Here is a 16,708-nt window from a genome sequence, read left to right on the forward strand (position 1 = left end):
CTCAATTAATCCTCAGGGCGCGACAAAGCGCCTCCCAAAAATCCGGTGAAAGTGTGGCCTCCACCGGCAGACAATACATGGTTTCCGTTGCAAATGGCTGGCATTTTACCGCATCTTTCTCCGTCATCAGAACCGTTGGCTCTGAAAACGCCAAATCCCGCGCCTCAAAGGGGTGGTGATCGGGAAAAGGGTACGGGTGATGCGCAATGCCAAGCGCGCTTAGTGTCTCAAAAAAACGTCCGGGATTGCCAGTACCCGCAACGGCTGCCACCGGTTGTGAGAGCGCATTGACTGGCATGCTGACATTATCGGTTAAGCGGCGTACATCCCGGGCCTCGAGCGTCATGGTATAAGCCCCAGGCCTCACCCCGCCGTTTACCACCACCATATCCACGCTTCGAAGCCGACCTGCAGGCTCTCTGAGCGGGCCGGCAGGCAGGCACATGCCATTGCCAGGGCCGCGCTGCCCGTCAATGACGGCGATTTCAAGCGTTCGTCCCAGTGCATAGTGTTGCAGGCCATCGTCAGAAAGCACAAGGTTTACACGCTCCGTTTTTAAAAGGTATTCAACCGCGCGCACCCGCTGCGGGTCAATCACTACCGGACAGCCGGTTTTTTGCGCGAGCAGCAGCGGCTCATCGCCGCTGACAGCCGCTGTATCCTCCGGCAATACCCGATGCGGAAACGCGGGGGGGTTCGCGCCATAGCCGCGACTGACAATGCCAACCTTAAAACCACGTTCACTGAAATAACGCGCAAGGGCTGCCACCAGAGGCGTTTTACCGGCCCCGCCAACCGTGAGGTTGCCGACTACAATGACGGGCAGGGGAAACACGGTTTGCCGAAATCGGCACAAAAAAGCTCTGCGCGCACACACAATCATTCGATAGACGAGCGAGAACGGCCACAGTAACCAGCGCGCGGGATGACGGGTATACCAGAGGGCATCAACCAGGGAGGGCTTCATTCAGCAGTTCGCCTGTGAGAGAGTCCGTAATCTCAGCGTGCGCCCCGGCACGGCAAAGTTTGGCATAATGTCCGTTTAAGGCAAGCAGCGATTCATGTGTGCCCTGCTCCACGACCCGCCCGCGATACAGCACGACAATCCGGTCGGCTCGCATAATGGTCGAAAGACGATGGGCAATCACCAGAGTGGTGCGGTTTTTCATCACCTGTTCAAGCGCCTCCTGAATGTAACGCTCAGATTCGCTGTCAAGCGCGGAGGTGGCTTCATCGAGAATCAGCACCGGTGCGTCTTTGAGGATGGCACGGGCAATCGCTATGCGCTGACGCTGGCCGCCCGAAAGCAGTACGCCGTTCTCCCCCACCAGTGTCTGATAGCCTTCTGGCATGCGCTCAATGAACTCATGCGCACCGGCGAGGCGCGCGGCACGCTCAACAGCGTCTGCAGTAGCCTCAAAATGACCATACGCAATGTTGTTGGCGAGTGTGTCGTTAAACAGGGTAACCTGTTGATTGACCATCGCCATCTGTGCGCGCAGGCTGCTTAAAGTCAGCGTATGTATGGGCTGGCCATCCAGCGTAATGCGCCCCGATTCAAGCTCATAAAAGCGCGGAAGCAGGCTTGCAAGTGTCGTTTTACCACTGCCCGAATGCCCGACTACGGCGACAGTCTCTCCGGCACCAATGCGAAAACTGACATCCTTTAATACCGTTTTATTTCCCGCGTAGGCAAAACTCACGTTCTCAAAGGCGATATCACCGCGCGCACGACCGGCAAAGGGCACTCCGTCCAGAGACTCAGGCGGCGTATCCAGCAGCGTAAACACGCTCTCCGCTCCCGCAAGCCCGCGCTGAATAGTGGCATTGAGGGTGGTCAGCGTTTTCATTGGTTTGATAAGCTGGAGCATGGCCGCAATAATTGCGAGAAAAGAACCTGCGGTTATCGTAATCACGGAAGATAATTGAATGGCCGCGAGAATAATCAGTGCAATCCCGAGTGCTATCACAAACTGCACGCCGGCAACGTTCAGCACTTTGGTCATCGCGACTTTCATGTCATTACGGCGCGAATCCGTCGTGGCGCGGTTAAATTTGGCGATTTCGTAGCGAATGCCGCCGAATATCCGCAGCACGCGATAGCTTTCGATGGCTTCCGATGCGATTTCCGTCACCTGCCCCATGGTTTTCTGTACCCGATGGCTGATCCGGCGCACCCGCCGGTTAGTGTAGTTGACGATGAGACCGATAAAAGGAATGGTCAGGAGAAACATCAGCGACAATTGCCAGCAAAGGAGCATCATCACGGTAAGGAGGCCAATCACGAGGCAGCTGTTCTGCACAAAATCCGTGAGGGCGTCCGCACTCACCTGCGCGACCTGTTCCACGTCATAGAGAATGCGCGAGAGCATCTGGCCGGAAGTGGCGTTGTCATAATAGCTGGCCGGCAGACGCACGACATGCGCAAACACGCGCTCCCGCAGTACCTGTACCACGCGCCGCGCCACCCAGGTCATGCAATAACTGCCAAGTGCGCTTACAAGCCCCCTGAGGGTAATTCCGGCCAGTACAATCAGCGGGATTTTGCGCACAAAGTCGAGATCAATGTTGATAAACCCCTTGTCGAGAAACGGGCGCATCAGCCACGTAAAGCCCGCATCGATACCGGAATAGAGAACGTTGGCGACAACGCCAAGCAACAACACCGGCCAGAAGGGTCGGACAAAAACCAGCAGGCGCGCGTACAGGACACGCGTCTTGCCGTGAACCTGTTTTTTCATGGACAAGGGCAAGGGTTGGAAAGAAACAGCGACGATTGTACCTTTTTATCCACTCTCCGGCAATGATGCCACCAGCCGATGCACAAGACCCGGTCCCTGGTAAACAAGCCCTGAGTACACCTGCACAAGCGATGCGCCTGCACGCAGCTTGTCCCTGCAGGTGCGCGGCGAATCAATGCCGCCAACACCAATCAGGGTGACCGCGTTACCCACCGCACGCTTTAAGACCCGCACACATTCCGTAGAACGCGCCGCCAGAGGATGCCCGCTGAGGCCGCCGGTTTCATCCGCATGCGCTTCACGGCGAACGCCTACTCGAAGCGCTGTAGTATTGGTCGCGATAATCGCTTCTATGCCCCGCTCAGCCACACTGTTTGCCATGCGGGTTAAGGACTCATCGCTTTCATCCGGAGAAATTTTAACGGCAAGCGGCACCCAGCGTTTATGCGCATCACTCAAAATCAACTGCTCCTCACGCAGCGCATCAAGCAGCGCATCAAAAAAATCGGCCTGCTGCAATTCCCGAAGCCCGGGCGTATTGGGGGAAGAGATATTCACCGTTACATACGAGGACAGCGGATAGACTTTACGAAAGCACTCAAGGTAATCATCAACCGCATTCGAAAGCGAAGTATCACGGTTTTTACCGATATTAATGCCAAGAATTCCCTGATAATTCGAGCGTTTAACATTTTCCACAAGCGCGTCAACCCCGAGGTTATTAAACCCCAGGCGATTAATGAACGCACGCGACTCTGGCAGACGAAAAAGACGCGGGCGCGGGTTTCCAGACTGAGGACGCGGCGTAACGGTGCCAATTTCGATGAAAGAAAACCCCATGCGCGCCAGTGCATCAAGGTGCTCACCGTTTTTATCAAGCCCGGCTGCAAGGCCGACCGGATGAGGAAACGGTAAACCCATGGCATGAACCGGGCGTGCAGGCGGCGTTGCAAAGCACCAGCGGGGAAGATAGTCTAAAAGCTTCAGTGAGAGCGCGTGAGCCTTTTCCGCGTCAAGACGAAACAGCAGGGGACGCAGCAACGTGTACATGCAACACTCCAGTTCGGCACTAAAGCCCGTTATTTCATCCTAACAGTGTCTGCACGTCAACCGCCCGTAACACTGAGCTCTTCACGCCCGCCCAAAGCCGCAACGGACTTGGCGCTCTCAACGCCAGGCTGCGTAAACGGGTTAATGTTCCAGATGACGCTTTGAACAAACACCTTGTGCTCATAGAGTGCCACGAGGGCGCCAAGGGTTTCAGGAGAGCGGTCGCGAAGAATCAGGTGGTTCAGTGGAAAGCCGCCCGGGATAAATCCTTCGGTATTCTCGGAATGAGGAACCCCGCCCCCAAGCACTTTCAGGGCGTGCTCGCAAAGTGCATTGACTTCAGCAAGCTCGGGCGCTGCTACTGAGAGGAATTCACCGTGGATATGATGCGTGCCCTGCGCAAGCAGCTGGAAATAACTGTGACGCGCCGCATTGCCGCATCCGCCCCAGACAATGGGTCCGGTCGCGTAATGGATGGGGCGCCCGGTAAGGTCGATTGATTTACCATTGCTCTCCATGTCAATCTGCTGCACAAGTGGCACAAACTTCTGAAGGGCATGTGCGTGCGTGAGTATCAGGAGCGTATGGTGGTGCAGAAAATTGATGTTCCAGATACCGCTCAGGGCCAGCATGACCGGAAGGTTCTCGAGCATCGGTGCTTCATGAAAATGCCTGTCCATTGCATGGGCGCCCCGAAGCAGAGCCTCAAATACCTCAAATCCGCAGACGATGGCCGTGATGAGGTTAATGGCTGAACAGAAAGAATAACGCCCGCCTACCCAGTCCCACAACGGCAGGATGTTGGTAAAGCCCCATTCGCGCGCACGCGCGCAACAGGCGGTTATGGCAATAAAATGCTGCTCGAGCGCATGCCTGCCGCCGGCAAAAGCCAGGGCTTTTCGCGCGTTGTGGAGGGTTTCTGCCGTGGTAAACGACTTTGAGGCAACGATAAAGAGTGTGGTTTCAGGGTCAATCACCGCCACCACACGCGCAAAACCCTCAGGATCGGTGTCCGAGACGAAATGCGCGCGCACAGGCGACATCGGCTCTGCAAGCGCATGGATGGCAAAGCGTGGCCCAAGGTCAGAGCCTCCTATTCCAAGGTGCACCACATCACGGATGGGTTTACCCGTAACCCCTTTCCAGCGTCCAGCGCGAATGGCGTCGGCAATCTCACGCATCTTTTGGCGGGCTGCGTGAATGCCTGGCAGTATATCCTGTCCGTCGACGAATAACCCTTTTGTTTCAGGGCTTCTGAGGGCGGTGTGCAGTGCAGGTTTACCACGGCCGGCATTCAGGCCTTTTCCTGAAAAAAGGGCGTTAATCTGCGCTGAAAGCCCGGAATTATCGGCGAGATTAAGAAGTGCATTTGTGGTTTCAGCGTCCAGATGCTGCGTCGAATAGTCCAGCGTGATACCAATGCCGCGGGGGCTCAACCGACATGCTGACCGTGTGGAAAAGGGAGCGCGATACGCCATAAAACGGGTCTCGGCAAGCACATCCAGCGCTTTCCATGCGTGCAGTTCTGTTGGATGTTTCATACGCCACCCCGTGAGATTTTGGCAAAGATACCATCAACCATGCACGTTGAAAATCCCCCCTTTCAGGCATTTGAGTGCGCCGCAGCTTATTCTGCCAGCGCTCTCATAGTGCGGGGTTTCCTTTTTTTTCATGGATATGTTACATTTCCCGCAACTGGAAAAAGGCACCGTCATCCATCTTCTTTCTGAGGCGCGCCTTTGACAACGGAATGGAATGTATACCGACATTATGGCCATCAAAACCCTCAGTATTTTTGGAACGCGCCCGGAAGCGATTAAAATGGCGCCAGTTATTCGTGAGCTCGCTCATGACAAAGCCTTTGAAAGCCGCGTCTGTGTGACCGGACAGCATCTGCAGATGCTTCAGCCCGTGCTCGATATTTTCAGAATTACGCCTGACTTTAACCTCGGCGTGATGGCTACCGACCAGACCCTTTCGAGTCTGACGGCCCGCATCCTTATGGGACTTCAGGAAACCTTTGCCGCCTTCCGCCCCGACTGGGTGCTGGTGCACGGCGATACAACCACAACACTCGCCGCATCCCTCGCCGCGTTTTACCATAAAATTCCGGTGGCACATGTTGAGGCGGGACTTCGCACCCAAAACCGCTGGTCACCGTGGCCTGAGGAAATGAACCGTAAAATAACGGGCGCGCTGACCTCGCTGCACTTTGCGCCTACCGAAACCGCGCGCGACAACCTGCTGCGCGAAGGTATTTCGGCCAGTGCCATCCACGTTACCGGTAATACCGTTGTCGATGCGTTGTTTGAAACCCAGAGTCTGATTGCATCCAACACAGCACTGATGGCCTCTCTTAAAGAGCAGTTCGCCTTTCTTGACAAGAACCGCCCGATGATTCTTGTCACCGGGCATCGACGTGAACACTTTGGTGCGGGCTTTGAGCGTATTTGTGAAGCGCTCGGGCAGATTGCGACTGAATTTCCCCATGTGGATTTACTCTACCCGGTACACCTCAACCCCAATGTGCAGGAACCGGTCAATCGCCTGCTGGCGCCCTTTTCCAATATTTATCGCATCGCACCGGTCGATTATCTCGCCATTGTGTATCTGATGCAGCACGCGACACTGATTCTGACCGATTCTGGCGGCATTCAGGAAGAGGCCCCGTCACTTGGAAAACCGGTGCTTGTGATGCGGGATACCACTGAGCGTCCCGAAGCCGTAGACGCAGGTACAGTGAGGCTGGTCGGTACCGACCCTGAGCGTATTCTTAAAGGGGTACGTGACCTCCTGACCGATAAAGCGCTTTATCGGCGCATGAGCCAGGCACAGAATCCCTATGGCGATGGCATGGCGGCAACGCGCATCACGCACCTCCTGGCTCATCCAGGCGCACTGTCTGATGCCCTTGCCGGTCCTTCCCATTTTCCACTTACAACCCTCGGGTGACACACATGAATAACTGCACACACACCTCTCATCCATTTACCCGGGTTTCGGTTATTGGACTTGGTTACATTGGCCTCCCAACCGCCGCCATTCTCGCCTCACGCAAAATCTCTGTGGTCGGCGTTGATGTCAATGTAGCAACTGTTGAGACCATCAACCGCGGAGAAATTCATATTGTAGAGCCTGAGCTCGACATGATTGTGCATGCCGCGGTAACGGAAGGGTTCTTGCGTGCAACAATCCGCCCGGAACCTGCAGAAGCGTTTCTTATCGCCGTTCCAACGCCGTTCAGGGAAAACCACGAACCGGATTTGCGCTACATCGAGGCTGCTGCCAAGTCGATAGCCCCGGTGCTGCTGCCCGGTAACCTTGTGATTCTCGAATCCACTTCCCCTGTTGGTGCCACCGAGGCCATGGCCGCATGGCTCGCCGAAGCCCGCCCCGATCTCAGCTTTCCGCAAACACACGGGGATGCGGCCGATATCCGCGTGGCACACTGTCCCGAGCGGGTGTTGCCCGGACACGTCCTGCGTGAACTGGTACAGAACGACCGTATCATTGGCGGGATGAGCGCGCGCTGTTCTGAAGCGGCTTTAAGCCTTTATCGCACCTTTGTGGAGGGTGAATGCCTAATTACGGATGCCCGCACCGCAGAAATGTGTAAACTCACCGAAAACAGTTTTCGCGATGTCAACATCGCTTTTGCCAACGAACTTTCCATGGTGTGTGATGAGCTTCAGATTAACGTTTGGGAGCTGATTCGTCTTGCCAACCGTCATCCGCGCGTCAATATCCTGCAGCCGGGTCCTGGGGTTGGCGGGCACTGTATCGCTGTAGACCCCTGGTTTATCGTGAGCAGTGCTCCTGAGAAAGCCCGCCTTATACGCACCGCGCGTGAGGTAAACGACAGCAAGCCGCAATGGGTGCTTGAAAAAATGTCGCAGAGTATCGGGCAGTTTCTCCAGAAAAACCCGCATAAAACCGCTCGCGATGTTACCATCGCCTGTTTTGGTCTGGCGTTTAAGGCCAATATTGATGACCTGCGCGAAAGTCCGGCCGTTGACATTGTTGCGGCACTTGCTGAACGGCACCCGGGCCCTGTCTTTGCAGTTGAGCCTAACATTCATAGCCTGCCCGCCTCACTCGCGGGTAAAGTAGCGCTTGCTGACAGTGAGAGCGCCATGCGTGAGGCAGATATTCTTCTGCTACTCGTTGATCACCGCGAATTTATGGATAAAACGCGCACCGAACTCGCTCCTTATCATCTGGTGGATGCACGGGGTATCTGGACGGCTGTATAGATTTTTATGCGTTGTTTGTTGATAGAAAGCCTGCAGAAACGCTTTGCGTTTCTGCAAAACGCCATCACCCAGGCGTTGATGCTCATTTCCGGCCTGCTGGTTAATCTGTTTATTCCACTGGTTTATGGACTCACCGCCTATGGGGAGTTTCTGAAGACCAACCTGCTGGTTTTTATTTTCCATAAATTTACCGATGTGCTGGGCGAGCCGTTAATCAGTCAAGTTGAACGTCCGCTGCTCTTTTCCGTCTCATTTGCCTTAGGCCTCCTCATTCTCTCTGCCTTTGCGCTGCTGCATTTAGTGTATCCTGTTGGCAGTGTGGCACTGCTTGCTGCCATGCTTTTCAGCAACTGCGTGCTGCTTGTCCTCTATGCAAACCTCATGCGTACGGCCGTCAGCCTCTATCTGCTGATGTTCACAACGCTTTTTTTCGTGCTGCCCCCTCTCTTTAAACCCTTTGCTGATGATATCGTAAACCTGCTCATCGCCATCAATCTAATACCAGCCAGTCTTTTCGCGCTCACCCTGCTCTTTTCAGGAAAAATCCATCCACAGACGCCAAACATTGCACCAGAAGTAGTGAAAGTGTTGCGCACCCTGCCTGGGCTTTTTGCTCTGACGCTCGTTAATAACCTCTTTACCAATATCCTCCCCTGGTACCTCTCGTTCTTCCTGCCCGCCGCAGAGCTTGGGCTTTTTCGGGTTCAGGTCTCAGTCGTGCAGGCAGCAGGCTTTCTTTTTCCGGTTCACACACGTGTCATTGCTGAAATGCTGGTTAAAGCCCGTGACACACACGCTGATGCAAGCGGGCTTTTAAGCCTGTCGCTGCATTATTTTTTTCTGGCCGCATTCGGTGCATGTATTGCTGCCTGCTGGCTGCCCTTTATCAAACCATTTACGCCCGTACTGGTCATACTGCCCCTCTATCATGCCTGCCTCATTTACGAGCGTTTCCTGCTTGCCAAACAGGAGACCCGCGCTTTGCGGCGTATTAATCTTGCCATAGCCCTCTTCTCGATGCTGGTCATCACCCGCGTCCACAGCCTGTCAGGAATGATGCTTTTGTATGCCACAGGACTTGCACTCTATCTGCTGATGCTGCATCATGCGCAACCGGCCATGCCGGCAAACCGCCTCGTGCGCACAGTTGCACTCGGGACTCCGCTGATGCTTCTGCTGGCATACTTTTCCTGGCCTCTGGAGCTGCTGACACTCGCCACAGCACTGGTTTTTCTGTGGGTATGCATGCCTGTCAGTCGTCAAACATTAAGCCTTTTAGGTCGATAACATGAATGCGATATCGCTATACCAATTCAGCCACTGGCTGCATGTGCGAAAAGTTCCCGTTTTACCGAAAACCGTGCAATACCTGATTTTTTTACTCTATAACTCTTTTATTCCCCCAAGTGCTGTAATAGGAGCCGGGAGCCTGTTTGCTTATGGCGGCATGGGCGTTGTCCTGCACGTACATACCCGTATTGGCAGAGGGTGTCTGATTGGGCAGGGGGTTACCATCGGTGCGCGCGAGGCCTTTGTTGCTAAAGAAGCCAATAAAGCACCGGTGATTGGCGACAACTGCTACATTGCTGCCGGCGCCAAAATCCTCGGTGATATCCGCATAGGCAATAACTGCATCATTGGCGCCAATGCCGTGGTACTTGAGAATATCCCCGACAATTCTGTGGTTGTGGGAATGCCTGGTAAACCCATAAAAACGGTACCTGACGGCTACCGCGCGATTCGTATCTGAAACACATGGAAAAACTGATGACAGCTTGTAAAATACTGCGGCACACCCCTCTCCCGCTCATGGCTTTGCTCACGGGTATGCTTTGTGCCGTTCTTGCACGCATGGGCATGCTTCACCCTGTTTTTCTGATGACAGGCTTCCTGTTTGCACTGTTTCTTGCGAGCAAGGGAGGGGCGTGGCTGCTGCTGACCGCTGCCATTCCGACATTGTTTGGTATCCCGGTGGTGCCTGAAGGTTTAGGGTTGGGTGAGTATCAGGTATTGCTTTTTTTGGGAGCGTTTTCGATGATGGCGCTCGTTGAGGCATACCGCCTGAAGGAGTCCCCTCGCATTCCGGTATTTACCATAAATACCCTTTTTGCGCTGCTCCTTACAGCCTCGCTGATTGTCGCGCACCTGCGCGATGTCGCTCTTAACGACTGGCTGCGAGGCATCATGCCGTTTACCCTGCTCTGGCTCATGCTTCCAGTTGCACTCGCGCTGCAGACGGACATCCGTTCGCGCGCCAGCTGGATTGCAGCGTCACTGGGCGCACTTGCACTGCTGATTAATCTCGATGTCAATTTCACCTTCTTTTCCGAAGGGCTTTATACCTGTTACTGGCAAGAGCCAGGTACGCTTGCTGCGGTAAAAGAGTATGGGTGCAATGCCGCACCTCAGGGGCTCATCGGCCCCCTGCGCGGCAGAGTCACCATGTACCTTGCGAGTACCACCAGTGAAATGGTACCACTTGGCTGCGTACTCTTTACCCTGATGAGCGCGTTTACCACGTCACGCCTCTTGAGAAACGCTCTGCGCCTCTGCGCACTCATTGCTCTTGCTGCCGTCCTTGAATCTCTGACTCGCAGCATGTTTGCCGCAATGCTGCTGGGAATCGCTGCCAGCGGTCTGCTTGTCGCCATCTGCTTCCGTAAGCAGCTTCGCACTTTTATGGTATCGCTCCTGATACTCGTAGTCGGTGGCGTATTAATTGTCAAAGCCTTTAATCTCGAAGCCTTCTGGATGACTCGTTTTCAAAAAGTATCTACCGCCCTCGTGAGTCAGGCCGGACTAGAGGATGACAACATTTCCATTCGCCTGGAAGAATATCGTATCGCGATGAATGGGCTCATGAATCACCCCTTTACCGGCACAGGGATTGGCAGCCGCCATACCATCCGCCTTGGGGATACTTCAGGTCAGTTCTCTCTGCAAAGTGTGGGCTATATCCATAACTGGGTAATGTACTGGTTGATGGTTGGCGGCATACCGGGCTTTATGCTCTATGCGAGTTTTTTTCTCTGGCCGCTGTGGGTGTTCTGGAAGCAGCGCGCAAAACTCCCGATACTGTCGGCGGCAGCTGCTGTCACGCTTCTGACAATGGGGGCTTATGGATTGTTTTTTGCGGTGTTTCGCCTTGCAGGCTGGAATCTGCTGCTGGCGCTGCTTGCGGGGGCAGCACTCCGGCTTCAGGCCACTTCAAGTGTCTCTGCACTGCCATCGAGCAGCACACGCAATGAATCGAGGGTCTGTTCCAGCGCGCTGAACTGCTCCAGCTGAAACTGCTTTTCAATGGTAAACCAGTGCGCCACCAGCGCAAGCGTGGTGTACTCACAGCCGCTTAATTCGGGGCGACGCTCGCGGAGTGCCGGAAGCATCGACTTTAACGCCGGCAGGAGATGAAGCGGCCAGGAAGCCCCCACTGGTTCAATACTCCATGCCCCCCAGGGAATAATCGCAATTGCGCCTGAAGCATCGCGTACCAGACTCTCTGGTGTCAATGCTGCCGGATTAACTAGCTGCAGCGGCAGCGTGGGCAACAGAGACACGGTGTCTTCCATGGACTGCAGAAGGCGTGTAAGGCCCGGGATTCCCGCAAATACCGCATAAAGCCGCCTGCACAACGCATCATCAAGGCGCTGCCCGAGTGGTTTTCGCGAACGCCTCCAGGAGGCGGTAAGCTGTGGTGGCGGGGTGAACGCCATTATTGCGGCCAGCGCCTCAATGACGCTTTCGCGTAAACCCGTTGTAATGCGTGTAAACGCTCCTGAATGATGCACATGGCAGGTAAAGCCATGAACTGATGCCGCCCCCATCCACGGAAGCATTGGCAGTGTCGCTTTGTCGATGGCTTTGAAAAGTACCTGTTCATGGCGTGCGAAAGCCGCCTGACGCTGGCTGAAAAGGCGCAGAAGGCAGTGTTTGCGTACTCCCGGAGGAAACTCTGCTTCAACGGCAAAAGCCGCGCCGTTCCCTCGAAACCAGTGTGATGCCTGTACAATAACAGAGCCGCCTGACACCATGTCCAGCACATCCTGAATCCATACCGCCCGTTCTTCAGGCAAGACCCATGGCCACAGGGTATGCGAGTCGACTGGTGCTGTAGCGGCGGGTAAGCAGTGCTGAAAAAAGAGGGTATCAATGTGCAGCTGCTGTGCACGCAGCTGCGAAAAGAGTGTAATGAACTGGGTCATCTGCTGCATCACCTGACGAACCGCGAGTAACGCGACGGCCGTTTTCAAAACACCTCCATCGGCTCGGATTGTCGGAAAAGTGGCGACCATCCACAGAAAAGCCAGCAAAAATCCAAGTGCAGACAGCGTTTGAACAACGTCTGTAAGCCGCTCCTCGACTATCCTCGCAAAACGCCTGCTAAAAACCTGCAGCAGCCTCGCAAACACCAGTGCACAGACCCAGTACCCGCCAACAAGGCATGCCAGCGGTAACCAGAAGCCGGCAAGGAGCGACAGAACCATCAGAACATAGACAAGGGCTGAGAGACTACGGATATAACGCATGCAGGCACGCGTCGCAATCTCTTCCTGATTGGCAAAAAGCGGAATTTTCTGGTTACGGTTAAGGAGCATTTCGCCACTTCGAGCAGCAAGCCGCCCCACAAGCCGCTCCATGCCAAGGTGGAGCAGGTAACAGAAGAATGCCCCGAGGCTTAGCAAGAGTACCAGCTGTTGCAGTCCAAGATGTTGCAGTAAGGTCGGAAAAAAGTGCGGTATTCTGTCCGAACCCAGCAACAGAATCACCTTAAGTGGCAAAAAAAACGCGAGCAGCATCGCTATCTGTGAAACGAGGCTTGCGGCAACGCCTGAAAAGGCGGTTTGCGGCACCTGACGCAAAAGTTTGGCGCCAACGGACGCATACCATCCAAGAGCAGTTTTGAGGCGGGACAAAAGCATTTCCAATGACTTTAATCAGGCCTTATTGTACTTGTTTTTCGCACTAATGCAATGCGGCATGTGCAAGACATTTGATCTCGGGTATACTCGCCGGCGAAGGAAAAGCGCTCGCATTTAACGGAACCGCGAGTGGAAAATGACTGTCCAACCTGAGAGTATCATGATGCCCACTATTGCCATGATTGTATGGAATGAATTTACCAATGACGCGCGCGTGCTGAACGAAGCACGAACCCTGCAGGCCTCGGGTTACGAGGTAACTGTATTTGCGCTTTGTAAAAAGCCGTACACACCCGCCACCCCCTGGAAGGAAACGCTGCCAGAGGGGATAAAGGTCGTTCGAGTTGCAAGCAGCCCGCTTGCACTCCTGCTTCATGCCATAAAAAAGCCGCGTACTACCTTTAAGACGCATACTGAAAGACCCTCTCTACCGCCATTCAGTCAGAGAAAATCGGGCGGGCTGCTGCGTATTGTCTCAAAGCTTACCGTGCACGCAAACCTCTTGTTTCGTTTGGTGCTCACAAAGCCCGCGATTGTGCACGCGCATGATGTGAACACCCTGCCAACCGCCTGGCTGGCCGCAAAACTCTGCCGCGCACGCATTGTATATGATGCGCATGAAATCAGCACCAGCCGCGAGGGATATGCCGCCTTTCGCGGGCTGGTAGCGGGTATTGAATCCAGACTTTTACCGCGTACGGATGCTGTTATCACGACGACCCGCCTGCGTGCTGCATTTCTCGCCAGAGCATGGCGCATTCCCCGCCCGCTGGTGCTGCAAAACCGACCGCGCCGCATCAGCAACGTGGTCCGCACTTCCCTGCTGCGAGAACGTCTCGGCCTGCAGCAACCCTGGCCCATCGTGCTCTACCAGGGGGGGCTTCAGCAGGGGCGCGGGCTGCATCTCTTTATTAACGCCGCCCTTGAAAACAAAGAAGCCTATTTTGTGCTGATTGGTTCAGGACGCCTTGAACACACGCTGCACGAGCAGATTTGTTCGCTTCAGCTTCAGGAAAGGGTATTTATTCTCCCGACAGTCCCGCTGCGGGTATTGCCGCTTTATACGGTCTCTGCCGACATCGGCGTGCAACCCATCGAAAACACGTGCCTGAACCATTACACCACCGACTCCAATAAACTCTTTGAATACATCCAGGCCCACCTGCCGGTAGTGGCATCAGGCATGCCAGAAATTCGGCGCATTGTCAGGGAGCACGAGGTGGGGATGTGCACGCCAGCAGGCGATGGTCGCGCGCTTTCACACGCCATTGGAATACTTCTTAAAGACGAGGCTTTGCGTCTGCGCCTGCGGGAAAATGCGCGAGTCGCTGCAGAAAAAGTCTGCTGGGAAGCACAGGAGTCATCGCTGAAAAAACTGTATGTATCACTTTGCCCGCAGGAGGAGCAACCAGCGCCGTCACGGGAGTATATTGCAGAGTCTCAAGTATGCATGATATCCAGCACCCATCCACCATCCCGACAAAAAAACGGATCGGCTATGGCAAAACCGACGATGGCGGCGAGTTCATCGTTGATATAAACCAGCGGAATGCGCGTGCGCTCCCATGGGGGAACGCCCCATTCCTGAAAAAGTTTTTTGATGGCCTTCGTCTGCCCGCGCCAGCGCATCCTCTCCCCAAATGCCCTGAAACCTGTGCGAACAGCAGCAGCGGGTGGAACACTGAGCCCGGCTTGTGCAGGACTGGCGCGCAGCACACGCCCATCGTGAAGTTGCAGAGGGTCTGGGAAGGTATCCCATGTCATGAACGGTGGCGCAGCATCCATTTCAGACAAAACCCGGGATTTTGGTAAAAGCCATAGAGTGTCCCGGTAGCGGCAAAGCTGCACCTCTCCCCATGCCACGCGCGGCATGGCATCGGGGCGCGCTGTAAGGAGTTCTCGGGTAATGCGCTGGAACACTGCCGCTGACGGCATGCGAACTCCGTTTGCACGCAGCCACACACGCAGTACGTTATCGCGGCGAAACGGCGACAGGGGCAAAAGATACGAGAGCGCGAGCCGGTCAGATGATGTTGCAAGCGCTGTACAGTCGAGATGTGCGAGCGTTTCGAGGTTCACTTGTGCCGCCTCGAAATGCCCGGCACTGCGGGAAAGGGTCTCAATGACACCTGGGTAGCGCCCGGCGATTAGCGGCAGAATGCTCTGGCGTATAAAATTGCGTGAAAGCGCCTCGCAGGCATTACTGTCATCCTCTACCCAGCAAAGCCCGAGCCGTTCTGCAACCGCTTCAAGGCGCGCGCGCGGGCAGTTGAGCAGCGGGCGCGCCAGCATGCCGGCGGCAAACGTTCTGATGGCACGCATACCGGCAAGCCCTTCCACCCCGCTGCCCCGCAAAAGGCGCATCAGCACTGTTTCTGCCTGGTCGTTCTGATGGTGCCCAAGCACCAGGCAATCGTCAGCATCGAGGCACTCGGCAAATACGGCGTAACGTGCAAGGCGGGCGCGCTCTTCAAGGTTGTCGCGCTCGCTAAAAGCCACGCGTCTTACTAAAAGCGGCACCGATAACGTTTCACACACCCGCGCACAATGCGCTTCCCACGCATCGGCATGCGCACTCAGACCATGGTGCACATGCACGGCTCTCACTTTTGGTGCCAGAGAAGGGTTCGTGCACAGGGCGTGCAAAAGAACGGTAGAATCAAGGCCACCACTGAAGCCCACGTAAAGTGTGCTGAAACGCGACAGCGTTTCAACCCACTCAGGACTCAGGAGCGACTCAGCCACAGGCTCCCATCGCCAGGAATTTTTTATACCGCCGCTCAACAAGCTCTGCGGCAGAAAAACGCTTCAGAGACTGTAACTCGGAGATAAGCACCTTTTTCAGGGCCTCAGTCATTTCAGCCACATTACGATGCGCGCCCCCCAGGGGCTCACTGATAACATCATCGACAAGACCATGCTCAAAAATTTTATCCGCGGTAATCCCCATGGCACGGGCGGCATCTGAGGCTTTGGCAGCATCTTTCCAGAGGATGGACGCGCAGCCCTCCGGCGAGATAACGGAATAAATGCTGTACTGAAGCATCAGCACCCGGTCGCCAACGCCAATGGCGAGTGCGCCACCGGAACCGGCCTCCCCGGTAATGGTGCAAATAACCGGCGTCTCAAGGCGTGCCATTTCAAAAAGATTGCGGGCAATGGCTTCCGACTGATTGCGCTCTTCGGCGCCAATGCCCGGATATGCCCCTGCCGTGTCAATAAAGGTAAATACCGGCAGCTTGAATTTCTCGGCAAGCTTCATGAGGCGCAGTGCCTTACGGTACTCTTCCGGGCGTGCCATCCCAAAATTGCGATAAACTTTCTCAGGCGTGCGCTTGCCTTTCTGGTGCCCAAGCACCACGACCGGCTCACCGTTCAGACGCGCAAGTCCGCCGATAATCGCCGGAGCCGCGGAATTGTGCCTGTCGCCATGCAGTTCCTGAAAATCGGTAAAAATACCTTCGATGTAGTCCGTGGTCTGCGGGCGCAGTGGATGGCGCGCCATCTGCGTAATCTGCCACGGCTCAAGGCTTGAGAATGTGCTGGCCAGGAGCTCATCGCATTTTGCCTCAAGGCGCGCGATTTCATCGCTGAGATTAACCTCATTGTCGTTGCTCAGCATGCGTAAGGCCTGAATCTTTTGATTCAACTCCTCCACGGGTTGTTCAAAATCCAAAAATTGCCGACTCATCAAATACCCATTGGTGAATGTATTATCATGCGCTATGATACCCTACAACGGTGA

The 16,708-nt window shown here is 55.0% G+C and carries 13 protein-coding genes; 6 read left to right on the forward strand and 7 right to left on the reverse strand.

The window, feature by feature from the left end; all coding sequences use genetic code 11:
* Nucleotide 1: 1 nt before the first annotated feature.
* Genes lpxK through E4T54_RS02660 form a run of 4 tightly spaced genes read right to left on the reverse strand, consistent with a single transcriptional unit; the run spans nt 2 to nt 5,332 of the window.
* Entirely contained in the window at nt 2-967 is a 966-nt protein-coding gene (gene lpxK / locus E4T54_RS02645; protein ID WP_028387009.1) for a tetraacyldisaccharide 4'-kinase, read from the reverse strand.
* Nucleotides 948-2,741, reverse strand: a complete 1,794-nt coding sequence (gene msbA, locus E4T54_RS02650; RefSeq protein WP_081776793.1) for a lipid A export permease/ATP-binding protein MsbA — start codon at nt 2,739-2,741, stop codon at nt 948-950. Before msbA ends, lpxK begins: the two co-directional genes overlap by 20 nt.
* A gap of 45 nt (nt 2,742-2,786) precedes the next feature.
* Nucleotides 2,787-3,791, reverse strand: a complete 1,005-nt coding sequence (locus tag E4T54_RS02655; protein ID WP_028387008.1) for a quinone-dependent dihydroorotate dehydrogenase — start codon at nt 3,789-3,791, stop codon at nt 2,787-2,789.
* 56 nt (nt 3,792-3,847) lie between these two features.
* A complete protein-coding gene (locus E4T54_RS02660) occupies nt 3,848-5,332 on the reverse strand; it encodes a glucose-6-phosphate isomerase (protein WP_051550996.1) in 1,485 nt (494 codons plus the stop codon).
* Between the two features lie 214 nt (nt 5,333-5,546).
* On the opposite strand from E4T54_RS02660, the gene wecB reads away from it, so the two are divergent.
* The 5 genes from wecB to E4T54_RS02685 are packed head-to-tail and all read left to right on the forward strand — an operon-like array spanning nt 5,547 to nt 11,332.
* Complete coding sequence (wecB, locus tag E4T54_RS02665) at nt 5,547-6,743, forward strand: non-hydrolyzing UDP-N-acetylglucosamine 2-epimerase (protein WP_238582792.1); 1,197 nt, start codon at nt 5,547-5,549, stop codon at nt 6,741-6,743.
* Between the two features lie 5 nt (nt 6,744-6,748).
* On the forward strand, nt 6,749-8,044 hold the full coding sequence (wecC, locus tag E4T54_RS02670) for a UDP-N-acetyl-D-mannosamine dehydrogenase (RefSeq protein WP_051550995.1): 1,296 nt from the start codon (nt 6,749-6,751) through the stop codon (nt 8,042-8,044).
* Nucleotides 8,045-8,050: 6 nt separating this feature from the next.
* Nucleotides 8,051-9,331, forward strand: a complete 1,281-nt coding sequence (locus E4T54_RS02675) for a hypothetical protein (protein ID WP_028387005.1) — start codon at nt 8,051-8,053, stop codon at nt 9,329-9,331.
* A gap of 1 nt (nt 9,332) precedes the next feature.
* Nucleotides 9,333-9,794 carry a serine O-acetyltransferase gene (locus E4T54_RS02680; protein ID WP_028387004.1) on the forward strand — a complete coding sequence of 154 codons (462 nt, stop codon included), beginning with the start codon at nt 9,333-9,335 and terminating at the stop codon, nt 9,792-9,794.
* A gap of 17 nt (nt 9,795-9,811) precedes the next feature.
* Nucleotides 9,812-11,332, forward strand: a complete 1,521-nt coding sequence (locus tag E4T54_RS02685; protein WP_028387003.1) for an O-antigen ligase family protein — start codon at nt 9,812-9,814, stop codon at nt 11,330-11,332.
* On the opposite strand, the gene E4T54_RS02690 is transcribed toward E4T54_RS02685, so the two are convergent.
* Nucleotides 11,242-12,963, reverse strand: a complete 1,722-nt coding sequence (locus E4T54_RS02690) for a hypothetical protein (protein ID WP_028387002.1) — start codon at nt 12,961-12,963, stop codon at nt 11,242-11,244. The genes E4T54_RS02685 and E4T54_RS02690 overlap by 91 nt on opposite strands.
* Nucleotides 12,964-13,123: 160 nt before the next feature.
* Here E4T54_RS02690 and E4T54_RS02695 point away from each other — a divergent pair, with 160 nt between their 5' ends.
* A complete protein-coding gene (locus E4T54_RS02695) occupies nt 13,124-14,503 on the forward strand; it encodes a glycosyltransferase (protein WP_065230358.1) in 1,380 nt (459 codons plus the stop codon).
* Here the strand turns inward: E4T54_RS02695 and tilS are convergent.
* Together tilS and E4T54_RS02705 are read right to left on the reverse strand one after the other, a co-directional pair.
* The gene (tilS, locus tag E4T54_RS02700) at nt 14,404-15,708 is read right to left on the reverse strand and encodes a tRNA lysidine(34) synthetase TilS (RefSeq protein WP_028387001.1); all 1,305 of its coding nucleotides are present in this window, start codon (nt 15,706-15,708) and stop codon (nt 14,404-14,406) included. The two genes, E4T54_RS02695 and tilS, sit on opposite strands and share 100 nt — an antisense overlap.
* Nucleotides 15,701-16,654: an acetyl-CoA carboxylase carboxyltransferase subunit alpha gene (locus E4T54_RS02705; protein ID WP_028387000.1), complete on the reverse strand. Its 954-nt coding sequence runs from the start codon at nt 16,652-16,654 to the stop codon at nt 15,701-15,703. The genes tilS and E4T54_RS02705 overlap by 8 nt, the downstream gene beginning before the upstream one ends.
* Nucleotides 16,655-16,708: the final 54 nt, after the last annotated feature.

Origin of the sequence: Legionella geestiana, from assembly GCF_004571195.1 — a bacterium.
Lineage (GTDB): Bacteria > Pseudomonadota > Gammaproteobacteria > Legionellales > Legionellaceae > Legionella_B > Legionella_B geestiana.

What these genes read in the sequence shown, in the direction of transcription:
- E4T54_RS02655 (WP_028387008.1), bottom strand. Translation starts at nt 3,791, where the DNA reads ATGTACACGTTGCTGCGTCCCCTGCTGTTTCGTCTTGACGCGGAAAAG.
- E4T54_RS02685 (WP_028387003.1), top strand. Translation starts at nt 9,812, where the DNA reads ATGACAGCTTGTAAAATACTGCGGCACACCCCTCTCCCGCTCATGGCT.
- E4T54_RS02680 (WP_028387004.1), top strand. Translation starts at nt 9,333, where the DNA reads ATGAATGCGATATCGCTATACCAATTCAGCCACTGGCTGCATGTGCGA.
- E4T54_RS02660 (WP_051550996.1), bottom strand. Translation starts at nt 5,332, where the DNA reads ATGAAACATCCAACAGAACTGCACGCATGGAAAGCGCTGGATGTGCTT.
- msbA (WP_081776793.1), bottom strand. Translation starts at nt 2,741, where the DNA reads ATGAAAAAACAGGTTCACGGCAAGACGCGTGTCCTGTACGCGCGCCTG.
- E4T54_RS02690 (WP_028387002.1), bottom strand. Translation starts at nt 12,963, where the DNA reads ATGCTTTTGTCCCGCCTCAAAACTGCTCTTGGATGGTATGCGTCCGTT.
- E4T54_RS02675 (WP_028387005.1), top strand. Translation starts at nt 8,051, where the DNA reads ATGCGTTGTTTGTTGATAGAAAGCCTGCAGAAACGCTTTGCGTTTCTG.
- wecC (WP_051550995.1), top strand. Translation starts at nt 6,749, where the DNA reads ATGAATAACTGCACACACACCTCTCATCCATTTACCCGGGTTTCGGTT.
- wecB (WP_238582792.1), top strand. Translation starts at nt 5,547, where the DNA reads ATGTATACCGACATTATGGCCATCAAAACCCTCAGTATTTTTGGAACG.
- lpxK (WP_028387009.1), bottom strand. Translation starts at nt 967, where the DNA reads ATGAAGCCCTCCCTGGTTGATGCCCTCTGGTATACCCGTCATCCCGCG.
- E4T54_RS02695 (WP_065230358.1), top strand. Translation starts at nt 13,124, where the DNA reads ATGATGCCCACTATTGCCATGATTGTATGGAATGAATTTACCAATGAC.
- E4T54_RS02705 (WP_028387000.1), bottom strand. Translation starts at nt 16,654, where the DNA reads ATGAGTCGGCAATTTTTGGATTTTGAACAACCCGTGGAGGAGTTGAAT.